The organism is Pseudacidovorax sp., assembly GCF_017991995.1.
Classification (GTDB): Bacteria; Pseudomonadota; Gammaproteobacteria; order Burkholderiales; family Burkholderiaceae_C; genus Xenophilus.
In genome coordinates this window covers 72,913-91,360 of the sequence record NZ_JAGOPN010000003.1, presented here as the reverse complement: position 1 = coordinate 91,360, position 18,448 = coordinate 72,913, and the positions used below count along the sequence as shown (strand labels likewise).

At 68.0% G+C, this 18,448-nt stretch carries 16 protein-coding genes; all 16 read left to right on the top strand.

The annotated features are described in order from the left end of the window. The first annotated feature begins 4 nt into the window (after nucleotides 1-4). Entirely contained in the window at nucleotides 5-1,813 is a 1,809-nt protein-coding gene (gene sdhA / locus KBC94_RS05005; protein ID WP_294366993.1) for a succinate dehydrogenase flavoprotein subunit, read from the top strand. 28 nt (nucleotides 1,814-1,841) lie between these two features. Next, entirely contained in the window at nucleotides 1,842-2,543 is a 702-nt protein-coding gene (locus KBC94_RS05000) for a succinate dehydrogenase iron-sulfur subunit (protein ID WP_017761520.1), read from the top strand. Nucleotides 2,544-2,577: 34 nt separating this feature from the next. After that, nucleotides 2,578-2,889, top strand: coding sequence for a succinate dehydrogenase assembly factor 2 (locus KBC94_RS04995; protein WP_294366978.1), 312 nt, complete (start codon nucleotides 2,578-2,580; stop codon nucleotides 2,887-2,889). Nucleotides 2,890-2,952: 63 nt separating this feature from the next. Continuing rightward, nucleotides 2,953-4,263, top strand: a complete 1,311-nt coding sequence (locus tag KBC94_RS04990; protein ID WP_294366975.1) for a citrate synthase — start codon at nucleotides 2,953-2,955, stop codon at nucleotides 4,261-4,263. Between the two features lie 171 nt (nucleotides 4,264-4,434). After that, nucleotides 4,435-4,575 carry an entericidin A/B family lipoprotein gene (locus KBC94_RS04985; RefSeq protein ID WP_114802580.1) on the top strand — a complete coding sequence of 47 codons (141 nt, stop codon included), beginning with the start codon at nucleotides 4,435-4,437 and terminating at the stop codon, nucleotides 4,573-4,575. 186 nt (nucleotides 4,576-4,761) lie between these two features. Continuing rightward, on the top strand, nucleotides 4,762-5,733 hold the full coding sequence (locus KBC94_RS04980; protein ID WP_294366971.1) for a LysR substrate-binding domain-containing protein: 972 nt from the start codon (nucleotides 4,762-4,764) through the stop codon (nucleotides 5,731-5,733). A 208-nt stretch (nucleotides 5,734-5,941) separates the two neighbouring features. Then, a complete protein-coding gene (leuC, locus tag KBC94_RS04975) occupies nucleotides 5,942-7,363 on the top strand; it encodes a 3-isopropylmalate dehydratase large subunit (RefSeq protein WP_294366967.1) in 1,422 nt (473 codons plus the stop codon). A 17-nt stretch (nucleotides 7,364-7,380) separates the two neighbouring features. Further along, nucleotides 7,381-8,031 carry a 3-isopropylmalate dehydratase small subunit gene (gene leuD, locus KBC94_RS04970; RefSeq protein ID WP_294366963.1) on the top strand — a complete coding sequence of 217 codons (651 nt, stop codon included), beginning with the start codon at nucleotides 7,381-7,383 and terminating at the stop codon, nucleotides 8,029-8,031. 29 nt (nucleotides 8,032-8,060) lie between these two features. Further along, entirely contained in the window at nucleotides 8,061-9,131 is a 1,071-nt protein-coding gene (gene leuB / locus KBC94_RS04965; RefSeq protein WP_294366960.1) for a 3-isopropylmalate dehydrogenase, read from the top strand. 319 nt (nucleotides 9,132-9,450) lie between these two features. Beyond that, the gene (asd, locus tag KBC94_RS04960; RefSeq protein ID WP_294366957.1) at nucleotides 9,451-10,581 is read left to right on the top strand and encodes an aspartate-semialdehyde dehydrogenase; all 1,131 of its coding nucleotides are present in this window, start codon (nucleotides 9,451-9,453) and stop codon (nucleotides 10,579-10,581) included. A 145-nt stretch (nucleotides 10,582-10,726) separates the two neighbouring features. Next, on the top strand, nucleotides 10,727-13,414 hold the full coding sequence (locus KBC94_RS04955; RefSeq protein ID WP_294366954.1) for a FimV/HubP family polar landmark protein: 2,688 nt from the start codon (nucleotides 10,727-10,729) through the stop codon (nucleotides 13,412-13,414). Between the two features lie 124 nt (nucleotides 13,415-13,538). Beyond that, nucleotides 13,539-14,351: a tRNA pseudouridine(38-40) synthase TruA gene (gene truA, locus KBC94_RS04950; protein ID WP_294366952.1), complete on the top strand. Its 813-nt coding sequence runs from the start codon at nucleotides 13,539-13,541 to the stop codon at nucleotides 14,349-14,351. A 64-nt stretch (nucleotides 14,352-14,415) separates the two neighbouring features. Next, nucleotides 14,416-15,108, top strand: a complete 693-nt coding sequence (locus tag KBC94_RS04945) for a phosphoribosylanthranilate isomerase (protein WP_294366946.1) — start codon at nucleotides 14,416-14,418, stop codon at nucleotides 15,106-15,108. A gap of 127 nt (nucleotides 15,109-15,235) precedes the next feature. After that, complete coding sequence (trpB, locus tag KBC94_RS04940; protein WP_294367617.1) at nucleotides 15,236-16,492, top strand: tryptophan synthase subunit beta; 1,257 nt, start codon at nucleotides 15,236-15,238, stop codon at nucleotides 16,490-16,492. Further along, the gene (gene trpA / locus KBC94_RS04935; protein ID WP_294366944.1) at nucleotides 16,489-17,352 is read left to right on the top strand and encodes a tryptophan synthase subunit alpha; all 864 of its coding nucleotides are present in this window, start codon (nucleotides 16,489-16,491) and stop codon (nucleotides 17,350-17,352) included. Before trpB ends, trpA begins: the two co-directional genes overlap by 4 nt. Before the next feature lie 108 nt (nucleotides 17,353-17,460). Beyond that, on the top strand, nucleotides 17,461-18,333 hold the full coding sequence (accD, locus tag KBC94_RS04930; RefSeq protein WP_017761322.1) for an acetyl-CoA carboxylase, carboxyltransferase subunit beta: 873 nt from the start codon (nucleotides 17,461-17,463) through the stop codon (nucleotides 18,331-18,333). The last annotated feature ends 115 nt before the right edge of the window (nucleotides 18,334-18,448 follow it).

Below are 18,448 nucleotides of genomic sequence, written 5' to 3'. Positions count from 1 at the left end.
GCCCATGTCGTACACCAAAGCAAAAATCGCGACGCGCAAGTTCGACGTCGTCATCGTCGGCGCCGGCGGTTCCGGCATGCGTGCCGCGCTCGAGCTCTCGCGCGCCGGCCTGAACGTGGCCTCGCTGTCCAAGGTCTTCCCGACCCGCTCGCACACCGTGGCGGCGCAGGGCGGCGTGTCGGCCTCGCTCGGCAACATGTCCGAGGACAACTGGCACTACCACTTCTACGACACCATCAAGGGTTCTGACTGGCTGGGCGACCAGGACGCCATCGAGTTCATGTGCCGTGAAGCACCGAAGGTCGTCATCGAGCTCGAACACTTCGGCATGCCCTTCGACCGCAATCCGGACGGCACGATCTACCAGCGCCCCTTCGGCGGCCACACCGCCAACTACGGCGAGAAGCCCGTGCAGCGCGCCTGCGCCGCGGCCGACCGCACCGGCCACGCCATGCTGCACACGCTGTACCAGCAGAACGTGAAGGCCAAGACGAACTTCTTCGTCGAGTGGATGGCCCTGGACCTGATCCGCGACGCCGACGGCGACGTGGTGGGTGTCACCGCCATCGAGCTGGAAACCGGCGACCTGTTCGTGCTGCAGGCCAAGGCCGTGCTGCTGGCCACCGGCGGCGCGGGCCGCATCTTTGCCGCGTCGACCAATGCCTTCATCAACACCGGCGACGGCCTGGGCATGGCGGCGCGCGCCGGCATCCCGCTGCAGGACATGGAGTTCTGGCAGTTCCACCCCACCGGCGTGGCCGGCGCAGGCGTGCTGCTGACCGAAGGCTGCCGCGGCGAAGGCGCCATCCTGCTCAACAGCAATGGTGAGCGCTTCATGGAGCGCTACGCGCCCACGCTGAAGGACCTGGCCCCGCGCGACTTCGTCTCGCGTTCGATGGACCAGGAGATCAAGGAAGGTCGCGGCTGCGGTCCCAACAAGGACTACATCCTGATGAAGCTCGACCACCTGGGCGCCGACACCATCCGCAAGCGCCTGCCTTCGGTGGAAGAGATCGGCCACAACTTCGCCAACGTCGACATCACCAAGGAGCCGATCCCGGTCGTGCCCACCATCCATTACCAGATGGGCGGAATCCCGACCAACATCAACGGCCAGGTGGTGGTGCAGAACGGCGAGGTGCACAACCAGGTCGTGGGCGGCCTGTACGCGGTGGGCGAATGCTCCTGCGTGTCGGTGCACGGCGCCAACCGCCTCGGCACCAACTCGCTGCTGGACCTGCTGGTGTTCGGCAAGTCGGCCGGCAAGCACATCGTCGACTTCGTCAAGAACAGCGGCGAGCACAAGCCCCTGCCGGCCGACGGCGCCGACCGCACCCTGGCGCGCCTGAACCAGTTGCAGGACTCCAACGACGGCATCTACGCGCAGGACATCGCCAACGACATCCGCGCCACCATGCAGCAGCACGCCGGCGTGTTCCGCACCCAGGCCAGCATGGACGAAGGCGTGGTCAAGGTGGCCGACCTGCGCAGCCGCGTTCCTTCGGTGACGCTGAAGGACAAGTCCATGGTGTGGAACACCGCGCGCATGGAAGCGCTCGAAGTCGACAACCTGATCGAAGTGGCCCAGGCCACGATGGTCTCGGCCGCTGCCCGCAAGGAATGCCGCGGCGCCCATACGGTGGACGACTACGAGCACCCGGCCGACCATCCGGAGTTCCCGCTGGGCCGCAACGACAAGGAATGGATGAAGCACACGCTGTGGCACAGCGCGGGCAACAACCTGACCTACAAGCCGGTCAACCTCAAGCCGCTGACCGTCGACAGCGTGCCGCCGAAGGTCCGCACGTTCTGACATCGCCGCAACCCCACGAGACACCGACATGAAGCGCACATTCCAGATCTACCGCTACGACCCGGACAAGGACGCCAAGCCCTACATGCAGACCGTCGAGATCGAACTCGACGGCCACGAGCGCATGCTGCTGGACGCCTTGGTCAAGCTCAAGGCCCAGGATCCGAGCATCGCCTTCCGCCGCTCCTGCCGCGAAGGCGTGTGCGGCTCGGACGCGATGAACATCAACGGCAAGAACGGCCTGGCGTGTCTGACCAACATGAACACGCTCAAGGGCACCATCGTGCTCAAGCCGCTGCCGGGGCTGCCGGTCATCCGCGACCTGATCGTGGACATGACCCAGTTCTTCAAGCAGTACCACTCGATCAAGCCGTACCTGATCACCGAGGGCCTGGCGCCCGAGCGCGAGCGGCTGCAGTCGCCCGAGGAGCGTGAAGAGCTCAACGGCCTGTACGAGTGCATCTTGTGCGCGAGCTGCTCCACCAGCTGCCCGAGCTTCTGGTGGAACCCCGACAAGTTCGTCGGCCCGGCCGGCCTGCTGCAGGCCTACCGCTTCATCGCCGACAGCCGCGACGAAGCCACCGGCGAACGGCTCGACAACCTCGAAGACCCGTACCGCCTGTTCCGCTGCCACACGATCATGAACTGCGTGGACGTGTGCCCCAAGCACCTGAATCCCACCAAGGCGATCGGCAAGATCAAGGAGCTGATGGTGCGTCGCGCCATCTGATCCTGGCCGAACGAAGCAACGGAGACGACACGCCATGCCGCAATCGCAGCCAGCCCCGGGCGCATCCGACGAACGACTCGACGAGCGCGCCCTGGCCCGGCTGCAGTGGCGTTGCCGACGCGGGTTGCTGGAGAACGACATCTTCATCACCCGCTTCTTCGAGCGGCATGGTTCTGGCTTGACCCGGGCCCAGGCCCAGGCGATCGAAACCCTGATGGACCTGCCGGACAACGACCTGCTCGACCTTCTGCTGCGCCGAAAGGAGCCCGAGCCCGCATGGGCCGGGGCCGAGGTGGCGGCGGTGCTGGAGCTGATGCGCCCCCCGGGCGACCGGCTCGCGGCCTGAGCCGCTCCATCCGATCCTTCGCCACCCTCCCCATTTCCTCCACCTTCTCAAGAGAAAGTCGACATGAAAGCCTCCGACATCAAGGCCACGCTCGCGTTCAGCAATGGCGATCAAGCCATCGATCTGCCGATCTACAAGGGCACGGTCGGTCCGGACGTCATCGACATCCGCAAGCTGTACGCGCAGACGGGCATGTTCACCTACGACCCGGGCTTCCTGTCCACGGCGTCGTGCCAGTCGGCCATCACGTACATCGACGGCGACAAGGGCGAGCTGCTGTACCGCGGCTACCCCATCGAGCAGCTGGCGGTGAACTGCGACTTCCTGGAAACCTGCTACCTGCTGCTCAACGGCGAACTGCCCAACGAATCGCAGAAGGCCGAGTTCACCGACACGGTGACGCGCCACACGATGGTGAACGAGCAGATGCAGTTCTTCCTGCGTGGCTTCCGCCGCGACGCGCACCCGATGGCCGTGCTGACCGGCTTGGTGGGCGCCCTGTCGGCCTTCTATCACGACAGCACCGACATCAATAACCCCGAGCATCGCGAGATCGCGGCCATCCGCCTGATCGCCAAGATGCCCACGCTGGTCGCCATGGCCTACAAGTACGGCACCGGCCAGCCGTACATGTATCCGAAGAACGACCTGAGCTACTCAGGCAACTTCCTGCGCATGATGTTCGGCACGCCGTGCGAAGAGTACAAGGTCAACCCGGTCATCGAGCGCGCCATCGACCGCATCTTCATCCTGCACGCGGACCACGAGCAGAACGCGTCGACCTCCACCGTGCGCCTGTGCGGCAGCTCGGGCACCAACCCGTTCGCCGCCATCGCGGCCGGCGTGGCCTGCCTGTGGGGCCCCGCCCACGGCGGTGCCAACGAGGCCTGCCTGAATATGCTGGAAGACATCCAGCGCAATGGCGGTGTTTCCAAGGTTGGCGAGTTCATGGAGAAGGTCAAGGACAAGAACTCCGGCGTCAAGCTGATGGGCTTCGGCCACCGCGTGTACAAGAACTACGACCCGCGCGCCAAGCTGATGCAGGAAACCTGCAACGAGGTCCTGTCCGAGCTGGGCCTGGAGAAGGACCCGCTGTTCGCCCTGGCGAAGCAGCTGGAAAAGATCGCCTTGGAAGACGACTACTTCGTGCAGCGCAAGCTCTACCCGAACGTCGACTTCTACTCCGGCATCGTGCAGCGCGCCATCGGCATCCCGGTCAACCTGTTCACCGGCATCTTCGCGCTGGCCCGCACGGTGGGCTGGATCGCGCAGCTGAACGAAATGATCAGCGACCCCGAGTACAAGATCGGCCGTCCGCGTCAGCTCTTCACCGGCGCCGACAAGCGCGACGTGAAGCCGATCGCCCAGCGCTGAACGCCGCCCGCATGCAGGTGCCGCGAGGTGCCCGCCTGCAATGCATAGGCCGCCTTCGGGCGGCCTTTTTGCGTCTTGACTGACATCCGCCTGACTTCCTGGTCGTCACATTGCGCTGCGGAGGGTGACCTCCGACATCCACATCGTCCACGAAGAGGAAGGAAACGTCCCATGAAGAAACTCGCCGCCCTGCTCGCCATCACTTTCGCCGTCTCCGTGCCGCTGGCCGGCTGCAACACCTTCAAGGGTGCGGGCCAGGACGTCCAAAAGGCTGGCGAAAAGATCGAAGATTCTGCAAAGAAGCGACAGTGACCGTGGGCGGCATTGCCGCTCCACACCACCGGACGGCCCCTCGTGGGCCGTTTTTCTTGGCACCCCGCGACCGTCATGGCGCGACGGGGCACAACGGGTTCGCGCCTTGCCAGCCACCCCATCGCCATCCGCGATGACTAGCATGGACAAACCATAGGAAAATCACGCCTCCCCTCGTGGATCGTGATGACCTCGCCCGCCCCGCTCACCCTCGAACGCAGTTTTGCGCGCCGCATCGACCTGACGTCGCTGCAGCTCTTCGTGGCCGTGTGCGAGCTGGGCAGCATCGGCCGTGCGGCCGAGCGCGAGTTCATCGCGGCATCGGCCATCAGCAAGCGGCTGTCCGACCTCGAATCCACACTCGGCATCAGCCTGCTCTACCGCCATGCCCGAGGGGTGGACCTGACGCCCGCTGGCGAAAGCCTTCTGCACCACGCCCGCGCCATGCTCTACAGCCTGGAGAAGATGCAGGGCGAGCTCTCCGAGTACGCCGAGGGCGTGCGCGGCCATGTGCGGGTGCATGCCAACATCTCCGCCATCGTGCAGTACTTGCCCGAGGATCTGGGCGCCTTCGCCCGGCTTCACGAAGGCATCAAGATCGATCTGGAAGAACACCTCAGCCACGAGGTGGTGCGCGCGGTGCAGGCCGGAGCGGCCGATCTGGGCATCTGCCATGTGCCCGAGGACGATGCGGGCGAGTTGCAGACCCTGCCTTACCGGCGCGACCAATTGGCACTCGTGCTGCCGCAGCAGCATCCCCTGGCCGCGCAGCCCTGCGTCGGCTTCGCCCAGACGCTGGACGAGGACCACGTGGGCCTTCACACCCACAGCTCCATCTACCGCGCGATGTACCAGGCCGCCACCGCCGAGGGCCGCAGCGTGCGGCTGCGCATCCACGTCACCGGGCTGGACGCCATGTGCCGCATGATCGACAACGGGCTGGGCGTAGGCGTGATGCCACGCCGCGCCTTCGAGCTCATGCAGGCGGGCATCGGCCGCCGGCTGGCCGCAGTGGACCTCAGCGACGACTGGGCGCACCGCGAGATCCGCCTGGTGGCCCGCGACTTCTCCACCCTGCCAGTGGCGGCGCGCACGCTGGTTCAGCACCTGCAGCAGGCAGAAGCCGCACAGGTGCCCGCCGACGCGGACGACGCCTGACAAGGTGTGAACGAACCCGACATGCCCGCCCGTCCTGCCAAAACACGCCCACTCCGCGTTGCAAATGCTCGCCATAGCCCGAGCTATGGCTGCGCTTTGCTCCTTGATTGGGAGCGTTTTCGCAGCCCGCTCGGCCACGCCGGATTCATTCACACCTTGTGAGACCTCCCGAATACCAACCCCGATCCCCCACGAAAGACGAGACCCCATGGCCCGCACGCTCTACGACAAGATCTGGGACGAGCACGTCGTCCACACCGAGGAAGACGGCACCGCCGTCCTCTACATCGACCGGCACCTGGTGCACGAAGTGACCAGCCCGCAGGCCTTCGAAGGCCTGCGCCAGACCGGCCGCAAGCTGTGGCGCGTCAGCTCGGTGGTGGCCACGGCCGACCACAACACGCCCACCACCGGCTGGGAACGCGGCTACGACGGCATCGCCGATCCGATCAGCAAGGAACAGGTCACCACGCTGAACACCAACATCGAGGAATTCGGCGCCGCCGCCTTCTTCCCCTTCCTGTCCAAGCGCCAGGGCATCGTGCACGTGATCGGCCCCGAGAACGGCGCCACGCTGCCGGGCATGACCGTCGTATGCGGCGACAGCCACACCTCCACCCACGGCGCCTTCGGCGCGCTGGCCCACGGCATCGGCACCAGCGAGGTCGAGCATGTGATGGCCACGCAGACCCTTCTGGCCAAGAAGGCCAAGAACATGCTGGTCAAGGTCGAGGGCAAGCTGCCGCTGGGCTGCACGGCCAAGGACATCGTGCTGGCCATCATCGGCAAGATCGGCACGGCGGGCGGCACGGGCTACACCATCGAGTTCGCCGGCTCCGCCATCCGCGACCTGTCCATGGAAGGCCGCATGACGGTCTGCAACATGGCCATCGAAGGCGGCGCGCGCGCTGGCCTCGTGGCGGTGGACCAGAAGACCATCGACTACGTGAAGAACCGCCCGCTGGCGCCCACCGGCGTGGAATGGGACCAGGCCGTCGCCTACTGGAAGACGCTGCATTCCGACCCCGACGCGAAATTCGACACCGTGGTCGAGCTCAATGCCGCCGAGATCAAGCCGCAGGTCACCTGGGGCACCTCGCCCGAGATGGTGCTGCCCATCGACGGCCGCGTGCCCGACCCGGACAAGGAGAAGGACGCCAACAAGCGCGGCGCCATCGAGCGTGCCCTGGCCTACATGGGCCTCGAGCCCAACAAGGCGATGAACGACATCTTCGTGGACAAGGTGTTCATCGGCAGCTGCACCAACAGCCGCATCGAGGACATGCGCGAGGCCGCCACGGTGGTCAAGAAGCTCGGCCAGAAGGTGGCCAAGAACATCAAGGTGGCGATGGTCGTGCCCGGCTCCGGCCTGGTGAAGGAACAGGCCGAGCGCGAAGGCCTGCACGAGGTTTTCAAGGCCGCCGGCTTCGAATGGCGCGAGCCCGGCTGCTCGATGTGCCTGGCCATGAACGCCGACCGGCTGGAGCCGGGCGAGCGCTGCGCCTCCACCAGCAACCGCAACTTCGAAGGCCGTCAGGGCGCCGGCGGGCGCACCCACCTGGTGAGCCCGGCCATGGCCGCCGCCGCCGCCATCCGTGGCCACTTCGTCGACATCCGCACCATCGCCTGAGCCAGGGAGCAGACACCATGCAGAAATTCACCGTGCACAAGGGCCTCGTGGCCCCGATGGATCGCGAGAACGTCGACACCGACGCCATCATCCCCAAGCAGTTCCTCAAGTCGATCAAGCGCACCGGCTTCGGCCCCAACCTGTTCGACGAGTGGCGCTACCTGGACCATGGCGAACCCGGCATGGATCCGGCCAGCCGCAAGCCCAACCCCGACTTCGTGCTGAACCAGCCGCGTTACCGAGGCGCCTCGGTGCTGCTGGCGCGCAAGAACTTCGGTTGCGGCTCCAGCCGCGAGCATGCGCCGTGGGCACTGGACCAGTACGGCTTCCGCGCCATCCTCGCGCCCAGCTTCGCCGACATCTTCTTCAACAACAGCTTCAAGAACGGCCTGCTGCCCATCGTGCTGCCGGAGGCCACCGTGGCGAAGCTGTTCGATGAGGTGTTCGCCTTCCCGGGTTACGAGCTGACCGTCGACCTGGATTGCCAGGTCGTCGTCAAGCCCGATGGCGAGGAGATCCCCTTCGAGGTGCAGCCCTTCCGCCGCTACTGCCTGATGAACGGCCTGGACGACATCGGCCTGACGCTGCGCCACAAGGACAAGATCAAGGCCTTCGAGGCCGAGCGGCTGGCGGCCAAGCCCTGGCTCGCGCATCAAATGCTGGCCTGACCCATTTCACTTTCAACCAAACACCACTTATGAAGATCGCAGTTCTGCCCGGCGACGGCATCGGCACCGAAATCGTCGCGGAGGCCGTGCGCGTGCTGGACGCGCTGGACCTCAAGTTCGAGATGGAGACCGCCCTGGTCGGCGGCGCCGCCTACGAGGCCCACGGCCATCCGCTGCCCGAGGCCACGCTCAAGCTGGCCAAGGAAGCCGATGCGGTGCTCTTCGGCGCCGTCGGCGACTGGAAATACGACAAGCTGGACCGCCCGCTGCGCCCCGAGCAGGCCATCCTGGGCCTGCGCAAGAATCTGGGCCTGTTCGCCAACTTCCGCCCGGCCATCTGCTACGAGCAGCTGACGCATGCCTCCAGCCTCAAGCCCGAGCTGGTCGCAGGCCTGGACATCCTCATCATCCGCGAGCTGACCGGCGACATCTACTTCGGCCAGCCGCGTGGCAAGCGCGTGGCCACCGACGGCCACTTCCCGGGCGCCGACGAGGCCTTCGACACCATGCGCTACTCGCGCCCGGAGATCGAGCGCATCGCCCGCGTGGCCTTCGAGGCCGCCCGCAAGCGCAACAAGCGCGTCACCAGCGTGGACAAGGCCAACGTGCTGGAGACCTTCCAGTTCTGGAAGGACGTGGTCACCGAGGTGCACAAGGACTACCCCGACATCGAGCTGGAACACATATACGTCGACAACGCGGCCATGCAGCTCGTGAAGAAGCCCAAGGCTTTCGACGTGATCGTGACCGGCAACATGTTCGGCGACATCCTCTCGGACGAGGCCTCGATGCTGACCGGCTCCATCGGCATGCTGCCCTCGGCCAGCCTGAACGACAGCAACCAGGGCCTGTACGAGCCCAGCCACGGCAGCGCACCCGACATCGCCGGCAAAGGCGTGGCCAATCCGCTGGCCACCATCCTGAGCGCCGCGATGATGCTGCGCTTCTCCCTCAACCAGGAAGACGCCGCCCAGCGCATCGAGACCGCCGTCAAGGCCGTGCTGGCGCAGGGCCTGCGTACGCCCGACATCTGGAGCGAAGGCACCACCAAGGTTGGCACCCGGGAAATGGGCGATGCCGTTCTGAAGGCTCTGGCCTGAAAAGGTGTAAACGCTGCGCCCGTCGGGCGCACGCGACACCCACTGCAAAGCGGCCCTGTCGGGCCGTTTTGCATGTAGGACTGCGCCGATGCCGGCTACAATCGCGCCCCATGTTTGTCGCCCGCCCGTTCGCCCTGAACACCGTGCCTGCCGCCCTGGCCAGCACCGCGCGCGCATCCATCACCAAAACCACGACGACCATTAAGGGCTGACCCAGCCTGGTTCGTCGCGCGTGCCTCCCCCCTGGCCCACGGACGAGCCAGGCGGGCCAGCCCCTTCGCCGCGGTCTTCTTTGTATGACTCTGAAAGGGCTTTTGACATGAGCAAGTTGGTAGGTTTGGTCGGCTGGCGCGGCATGGTCGGCTCGGTCCTGATGGACCGCATGGTGGCCGAGAAGGATTTCGATCTGATCGAGCCGCTGTTCTTCTCCACCTCGAACGCCGGCGGCAAGGCGCCCGCCATGGCGAAGAACGAGACCACACTCCAGGACGCGTTCGACATCGACCAGCTCAAGCGCTGCGAGATCATCATCACGGCCCAGGGCGGCGACTACACCACCGAAGTCTTCCCCAAGCTGCGCGCCGCCGGCTGGAACGGCCACTGGATCGACGCCGCCTCCACGCTGCGCATGAAGGACGACGCGGTCATCGTGCTCGACCCGGTCAACATGCCGGTCATCAAGAACGCCCTGTCCGACGGCGGCCGCAACTGGATCGGCGGCAACTGCACCGTCAGCTGCATGCTGATGGGCGTGGGTGCGCTCTACAAGGCGGGCCTGGTCGAGTGGATGAGCACGCAGACCTACCAGGCCGCATCGGGCGGCGGCGCGCAGCACATGCGCGAGCTGCTGACGCAGTACGGCACACTCTATTCGGAAGTGAAGGCCCTGCTGGACGACCCCAAGAGCGCCATCCTCGAGATCGACCGCCAGGTCATCGCCAGGCAGCGCAGCCTCTCGGGCGAAGAGACGGCCAACTTCGGCGTGCCCCTGGGCGGCTCGCTGATCCCCTGGATCGACAAGGACCTGGGCGACGGCATGTCCAAGGAAGAATGGAAGGGCATGGCCGAGACCAACAAGATCCTCGGCCAGGGCGAAGGCTTCGGCAGCCCCGCCGTGCCGGTCGACGGCTTCTGCGTGCGCGTGGGCGCCATGCGCTGCCACAGCCAGGCCCTGACATTCAAGCTCAAGAAGGACGTGCCGCTGGCCGACATCGAGGCCATGATCGCGGCCGACAACGCCTGGGTGAAGGTGGTGCCCAACACGCGCGAAGCCACCCTCAAGGACCTGACGCCCGTGGCCGTGACCGGCACCATGACGATCCCGGTCGGCCGGCTGCGCAAGATGGCCATGGGCCCCGAGTACCTGGGCGCCTTTACCATCGGCGACCAGCTGCTCTGGGGCGCGGCGGAACCATTGCGCCGCATGCTGCGCATCCTGCTGGACGCTTAACACTCCTCATCATGCGTTGCCCCGGGGCAACGCATGATCTGGATGAGACGGCCGGCGCCCCAACCGAGCGGGGCCCTTCGCCTTGTTTTTGGGCAGCGCGGGTGTTAACGTCTACTTACATTTTTCGGGCATGGCCCGCGACAGCATGACCAGACTCTCGCCGCCTGCGCAGGCCGCCGGGCGCGACACGGCCGCTTCGGCGGCCGTTCGCCGTTTCCGCATTTCTCCACTGGGCTGGGCCGTGGTGGCGGCGTTCGGCCTGTGGTCCACCCAGTCGCAGGCGCTGACGCTGGGCGCGCTGAATGTGCTGTCGGCGCTGGGCGAGCCCCTGCGGGCCGAAGTCCAGGTCACCGACGTCACCCAGGCCGAGGCGACGAACCTGCAGGTCCGCCTGGCTGCACCTCAGACTTTCCAGAACGCCGGCTTGACGTTCGCCGATACGCTCCAGGGCGTGCGCACCACGCTCCAGCGGCGCGCGGACGGCGGCTACGTGGTCCGCCTGGAAGGGGTGCGTCCGATGAACGACCCGTTCGTGGACATCCTGATCGAAGCCAATTCGCCCAGCGGGCGACTGGTCCGGGACTACACCGCCCTGATCGATCCGCCGCAGGGCCGGGCGCCCGCGACATCGTCCGGCGTAGCCATCGACCGCCCGATCACGCCCGCACCCACCCGCCAGGCCGCAAGGGCCGAGCGGCCGGCAGCAACCTCGTTGCAAGGCGCGGCAGCGCCTGCTCCGGCAGCGGCGCCGCCAGGGCCTGCAAGCGCCATCACCGTGCGCGCGGGCGACACCGCCGGCCGCCTGGCCGTGGCCGCCAAGCCGGCCGATGTCTCGCTCGACCAGATGCTGCTGGCCATGCTGCGCGCCAACCCCAGCGCCTTCATGAACGGCAACGTCAACCGGCTGCGCGCCGGCGCCGTGCTGCAGATGCCTTCGGCCGATGCGGCCCGGGCCACACCGCCGGAAGAAGCCCGCCGCACCATCGTGGCCCAGAGCCGCGACTTCAACAGCTACCGGCAACGCCTGGCCACCAACGCGCCGTCGATGAACGTGGAAGGGGCGGACCGGCAGGCGTCGGGCGGCCTCCAGGCGCGCGTGCAGGACCGATCGGCCGCGGGTGCATCCGCGGACCGGCTGACCATCTCGCGGGGCGCGGCGCCGGGCCAGGCCTCGGCCGAGGAGCGCCTGGCACAGCAGCGCCAGGCAAAGGAATCCAGCAGCCGGGTCGCCGAACTCTCCCGCAACATCGAGGAACTCAACCGGCTGCAAGGCGCATCAAGCGGCGCGTCCGCAGGCACGGCGGCGCCCGCACAGGCTGCACCTGCCGGGCCTTCCGCCCCTCAGGCCGCGGCGCCCTCCGAGGGAACGGCGGGCGGTACGGGCGCACCAGGCGTGACGGCGCCTTCCACCACAGGGTCCGCCTCGTCGACACCCGCAGCCACGGCGCCAACGCCGCAAGCCGCCGCGTCCGGCGGGGCCGCCGTGGCGCTACCGGCACCACCCGCCTCCGCAGCGGTGGCTCCCGCACCGGTCCCGCCTGCCCCCTCCGCCGCGCAGGAAGAACAAGGCCTGCTGGATTCGCTGCTGGCCAATCCGCTGATGCTGGCGGGCGGCGGCATTGTCCTGCTGCTGTTGCTGCTCGCCCTGCTGGCTCGCCGGCGCCAGCAGCAGAAGAAGGACGCGGCCGAGAGCCTGTTCCCCGAAAGCCTGCAGAAGGACTCCTACTTCGGCGGCTCCGGCGGCGCGACGGTCGACACCAAGGAGGACCACAGCGGCGCCTCCTCGCTCAACTATTCGCCCAGCCAGCTTGATGCAGGCGATGTGGACCCGGTGGCGGAGGCGGACGTGTACCTCGCCTACGGCCGCGACCTCCAGGCCGAGGAGATCCTCAAGGAAGCGCTGCGCACGTCGCCGGAACGCACCGGCATCCAGCTCAAGCTGCTGGAGATCTACGCCCGCCGCCGCGACGCCCGCGCTTTCGAGCAACTGGCGCTCGAGTTGCAGGGGCAGACGGGCGGCAAGGGGTCCGACTGGCATCGCGCGCAGGAATTGGGCCGCAGCCTAGACCCGTCCAACGCGCTCTACCAGGGCGCCCATGCGGCCGACGCCCCGGCAGCCGCCCTGCCTGCCGGCCTGGCGCCTGCCATGAGCGCCGCCGGCATCGCCGCATCCGCCAGCGCGGCCGGCGCCATGTCCGCCCCCCCGGAGGAGCCGAAGCCCCAGGCGTTCGTGCCTTCGGTCGCGCCCCTGGATTTCGACCTGGATCTGGACCTGCCGCCCGCACGCACGCCGGCGGCCGCTCCGGCGCCCACGACGCCATCGGTCTCGTCGCTGTTCCCGTCGGCGCTGGCAGACGACGCGCGTCCGGTCCCCGGCGGGCCAGCCTCGGGACTTCGCGGCGCGGCGGACGAGCCCACCATTCCGGCGCCCCTGCGTTCGGCCCCGGTCGGCGATCTGGGCAACGACTTCGACACCGCCCCGGCCGAACTGGAGCCAATGGCAGGGTTCCGCCATGTCGGCGACGAGGTGCGCACCCAGCCCGCCACGCTGCACGCGCCGCTGTCCATGGAAGGCTCGGACATCTTCAGCCGCGACTTCCACGCCGCGCTCAACACGGCCGACACGCAGCCCATGGACCTGCCGCTGCACATTCCCACGGGCATCGACCCTGGCCCCGGGGAGAGTGCCGACGCCGTCAAGCTGTCGCTCGCGCGCGAGTTGCACGCGCTGGGCGATCCGGAAGGCGCCCGCATGCTGCTGGAGGAGTTGATCGCTGAAAGCGACGGCGCCCTGCAGGAAGACGCACGCCGCCTGCTGGCCGAACTGCGCTGATACTCCAGGGCCGCGCCGTACCACCCACCCAGGGTGGCCGGCCCTCTTTTTCTGCCATGCCCGCGCTGCCGTCCTGCCCTCCGATCTTCCTCGCCTGCCTGCCCGCTGCAGGCGCGTCGCGCGCATGAGGCTCGCGCTCGGCGTCCGCTACAACGGCCGCGCCTACGACGGCTGGCAGAGCCAGCCTTCCGGTCGCACGGTGCAGGACCAGCTCGAACGGGCGCTCGAACGCTTTGCGCAGCAGCGCATCGGCACGCTGTGCGCCGGCCGCACCGACGCGGGCGTGCATGGCTGGATGCAGGTGGTGCACTTCGACACCGACATCGAGCGCGTGCCCTTCTCATGGGTGCGCGGGCCCAACCGCTTCCTGCCGGAGGACATCGCCGTGCAGTGGGCGCAGCCGGTGCCCGACCGCTTCCACTGCCGCGCCGCGGCCCTGGGGCGGCGCTACCGTTATGTGCTGTCGCAGTCGCCGGTGCGGCCCAGCCTGGAGGCGGGCAAGGTGGGCTGGTCGATGCATGCGCTGGATGGAGAGGCCATGCGCGCCGCCGCCGCGCACCTGCTGGGCGAGCACGACTTCAGCTCATTCCGCGCTTCGGCGTGCCAAGCCAAATCGCCGGTCAAGACCGTGCGGCGCATCGCCATCGCGCGCGTCGGTGCGGCAGAGCGCTGCCACTGGCACTTCGACTTCGAGGCCGACGCCTTCCTGCATCACATGATCCGCAACATCATGGGCTGCCTGGTGCGCGTGGGCCAGGGCCATGCGACACCCGACTGGCTGCGCGAGGTGCGCGACGCGCGCAGCCGGCAGGCAGCGGCGCCCACCTTCGCAGCCGACGGGCTGTACTTCCTCGGGCCGATGTACGACGCCGGATGGGGGCTTCCGCCCGAGGTCACCATGGGCGTGGAGCCTGGTGCCTGCGAGAACCTGCCCTGAACATCGTCGGGCATTCACCCCCTCTCGCCCAGTCACGCGCCCTGTTCCTCTGTCCGCACACGCCATGCCACCTTCGTCCGCCACCTTCCGCACCCGCATCAAGATCTGCGGTCTCACGCGCGAGCAGGACGTGGACGCGGCCGTGGACGCGGGAGCCGATGCGGTGGGCTTCGTGCTCTACGCCAAAAGCCCGCGGGCCGTGACCTTGCAGCGCGCCGCGGAGCTGGCGCGCCGGCTTCCGCCTTTCGTGGTGCCGGTGCTGCTCTTCGTCAATGAAGCGCCGGATCGGGTGCAGGCTGCGCTGGCGGCGGTGCCGGGTTCCATGGCCCAGTTCCACGGCGACGAGACGCCCGAACTGTGCTGGCAATCCACGGGCAAGGGCCGCCAACGCTGGCTGCGCGCCGCCCGCATCCCCCTGGGCGCGGCAGGGGCCGGCTTCGACCTCTTAAACTACGCTGCTTCTTTTTCCCAGGCCAGCGCCATCCTGCTCGACGCCCATGTCGACGGCTTTGGCGGTGCCGGCAAGGTCTTCGATTGGTCACTCCTTCCAGCCGCCGTCGACGCTCACCTCGTCTTGAGTGGTGGGCTCGCACCTGCAAACGTGGGCGATGGCATCGCGCTGCTGCGCCCGCGCTGCCGGTCGCTGTCGGTTGATGTGAGCTCGGGCGTCGAGACGGCCAAGGGCATCAAGGACGGCGACAAGATCCGCGAGTTCGTCGCCGCCGTCCGCGCGGCCGACGCGCTCCTCGCCCGCTGAGCCGGGGCCTTCGGGCCCGCCGGCTGCACCGTCAGGACACTGCGCGTCCTGACGGCTGCCAAGAAGACCTCATCGTTCTGCCGGTGCCCGCCTGCGCACCGGCGCCATCATCACGATCGCCATGAACATGCCCACCTATGCCCTGCCCGACGCCGCCGGCCATTTCGGCCCCTACGGCGGCAGCTTCGTCAGCGAGACGCTGACCCATGCCATCGCCGAACTGCGCGAGGCCTACGACCGTTACCGCGAGGACCCGGACTTCCTCGCCGAATTCGCCTACGAGCTCAAGCACTTCGTCGGCCGGCCATCGCCGATCTACCACGCGGCCCGCACCAGCCGCGAGCTGGGCGGCGCGCAGATCTACCTCAAGCGCGAGGACCTCAACCACACCGGCGCCCACAAGATCAACAACGTGATCGGCCAGGCCATGCTGGCGCGCCGCATGGGCAAGCCGCGCATCATTGCCGAGACCGGCGCCGGCCAGCACGGCGTGGCCACGGCCACCATCTGCGCCCGCTACGGCCTGGAATGCGTGGTCTACATGGGCAGCGAGGACGTCAAGCGCCAGAGCCCCAACGTCTACCGCATGAACCTGCTGGGCGCCACCGTCGTGCCGGTCGAATCCGGCAGCCGCACGCTCAAGGACGCGCTCAACGAGGCCATGCGCGACTGGGTGACGAACGTGGAGAACACCTTCTACATCATCGGCACGGTGGCCGGCCCGCACCCCTACCCGGCCATGGTGCGCGACTTCCAGAGCGTGATCGGCAAGGAATGCCTGGAGCAGATGCCCTCGATGCTCCCGGGCGAAGGCAGCCAGCCCGACGTGGTGGTGGCCTGCGTGGGCGGCGGCAGCAATGCCATGGGCATCTTCCATCCCTACATCCCTTATGAGCAGGTGAAGCTGGTGGGCGTGGAAGCCGCCGGCGAGGGCCTGGACAGCGGCAAGCATTCGGCCTCGATCCAGCGCGGCAGCCCGGGCGTGCTGCACGGCAACCGCACCTACATCCTGCAGAACGAGGACGGCCAGATCACCGAGACGCACAGCATCAGCGCCGGCCTGGACTACCCCGGCGTGGGCCCCGAGCATGCCTACCTGGCCGACATCCGCCGCGCCGAGTACGTGGGCGTGACCGACACCGAGGCGCTGGCTGCCTTCCACCACCTGTGCCGCGCCGAAGGCATCATCCCGGCGCTCGAGTCCAGTCATGCGGTGGCCTACGCCATGAAGCTCGCCAAGACGATGCGGCCCGACCAGTCCATTCTGGTCAACCTGTCCGGCCGCGGCGACAAGGACATCGGCACCGTGGCCGATCTGTCGGGCGTGGACTTCTACGACCGCCCCTCCATGCGTGGCCTCTCGGTGAAGGGAGGCAAGCAATGAGCAGCACGAGCACCACGCCGGACAGCCGGCGCATCGCGTCCACCTTCGCGCGCCTGGCGGGCGAGAGCCGCAAGGCGCTGATTCCTTATGTCACCGCCGGCTTTCCGCAGGCCGACATCACGCCTGCACTGATGCACGCCATGGTCGCCGCCGGCGCCGACGTGATCGAGCTGGGCGTGCCCTTCTCCGATCCGATGGCCGACGGCCCCGTGATCCAGAAGGCCGGCGAGGCCGCACTGGCGATGGGTGTGGGCATGGCGCAGGTGCTGGTCATGGTGGCCGAGTTCCGCGGCCAGGACACGAAGACGCCCGTGGTGCTGATGGGCTATGCCAACCCGGTGGAGCGCTACGACCTCAAGCATGGCGTCGGCGCCTTCGTGCGCGACGCGGCGGCGGCGGGCGTGGACGGCGTGCTCATCGTCGACTACCCGCCCGAGGAATGCGAAGCCTTCGCCGCCGACCTGCGCGCCCATGGGCTGGACCTGATCTTCCTGCTCGCCCCCACCAGCACCGACGCGCGCATGGCGCAGGTGGCTCGGGTGGCCAGCGGCTACGTCTACTACGTCTCGCTCAAGGGCGTGACCGGCGCCGGCCACCTGGACACCGGTGCCGTCGAGCAGATGCTGCCGCGCATCCGCCAGCACGTGACGGTGCCGGTGGGCGTGGGCTTCGGCATCCGCGACGCGCAGACGGCGCAGGCCGTGGGCCGCACGGCCGACGCGGTGGTGATCGGCACGCGGATCATCCAGCTGCTGGAGGGCCAGCCGCGCGAAGCGGCACTGGCTGCGGCGGGCGATTTCCTGCGCGGCATCCGCGCCGCGCTGGATGCGCTGCCGGTCTCCGGGCCGAAAGCGGGATAATCCGTCCCCTCGTTCCCCGCCCTGCCCGGCCACCGCGCCCGGCAGGCGCCGCGGACAGGCGGCCTGGCCGCCCCGTCCGCCTCCTTGCACAGAACTCGGACGCACACCATGAGCTGGCTCGAAAAACTCCTCCCCCCCAAGATCGCGCCCACCGACCCCGGTGCCCGGCGCCAGATGCCCGAGGGCCTGTGGATCAAGTGCCCGAGCTGCGAGACGGTGCTCTACAAGACCGACCTGGAGCAGAACCAGAACGTCTGCCCCAGCTGCAGCCATCACCACCGCATCGGCGCCCGCGCGCGGCTCGACGCCTTCCTCGATGCCGAAGGCCGCTACGAGCTGGGCCAGGAAGTGCTGCCGGTCGACGCCCTCAAGTTCAAGGACAGCCGCAAGTACCCCGAGCGCCTGAAGGAAGCGCTGGAGTCCACCGGCGAGACCGACGCCCTGGTGGTGATGGGCGGCTCGGTGCTCAACATCGGCGTGGTCGCCGCCTGCTTCGAGTTCGAGTTCATGGGCGGCTCCATGGGTTCGGTGGTCGGCGAGCGCTTCGTGCGCGGCGTCGAAACCGCCATCGAGCAGAAGGTGCCCTTCATCTGCTTCACCGCCACCGGCGGCGCCCGCATGCAGGAAGGCCTGCTGTCGCTGATGCAGATGGCCAAGACCAACGCCGCCCTCACCCGCCTGGCCAAGAAGGGCCTGCCGTACATCAGCGTGCTGACCGACCCGACCATGGGTGGCGTCTCGGCCGGCTTCGCCTTCGTGGGCGACGTGGTGATCGCCGAGCCCAAGGCGCTGATCGGCTTCGCCGGCCCGCGCGTGATCGAGTCCACCGTGCGGGTGAAGCTGCCCGCGGGCTTCCAGCGCGCCGAGTTCCTGCAGGAAAAGGGCGCCGTCGACTTCATCAGCGACCGCCGCGAGCTTCGCAAGACCATCGCCAGCGTGCTGGCCATGCTCACGCGCCAGCCGGCCGACGCGGTCGGCTGATCGCCCTTGGGCGCCCGGTCCGAAGCGGCCGGGCCGTGGTGCGATTGCGACAATCGCCACGAACATGAGAAAAGTTCTCATTAGCAAGGCAGAATAGGGTTTTTACCAGTTCGCC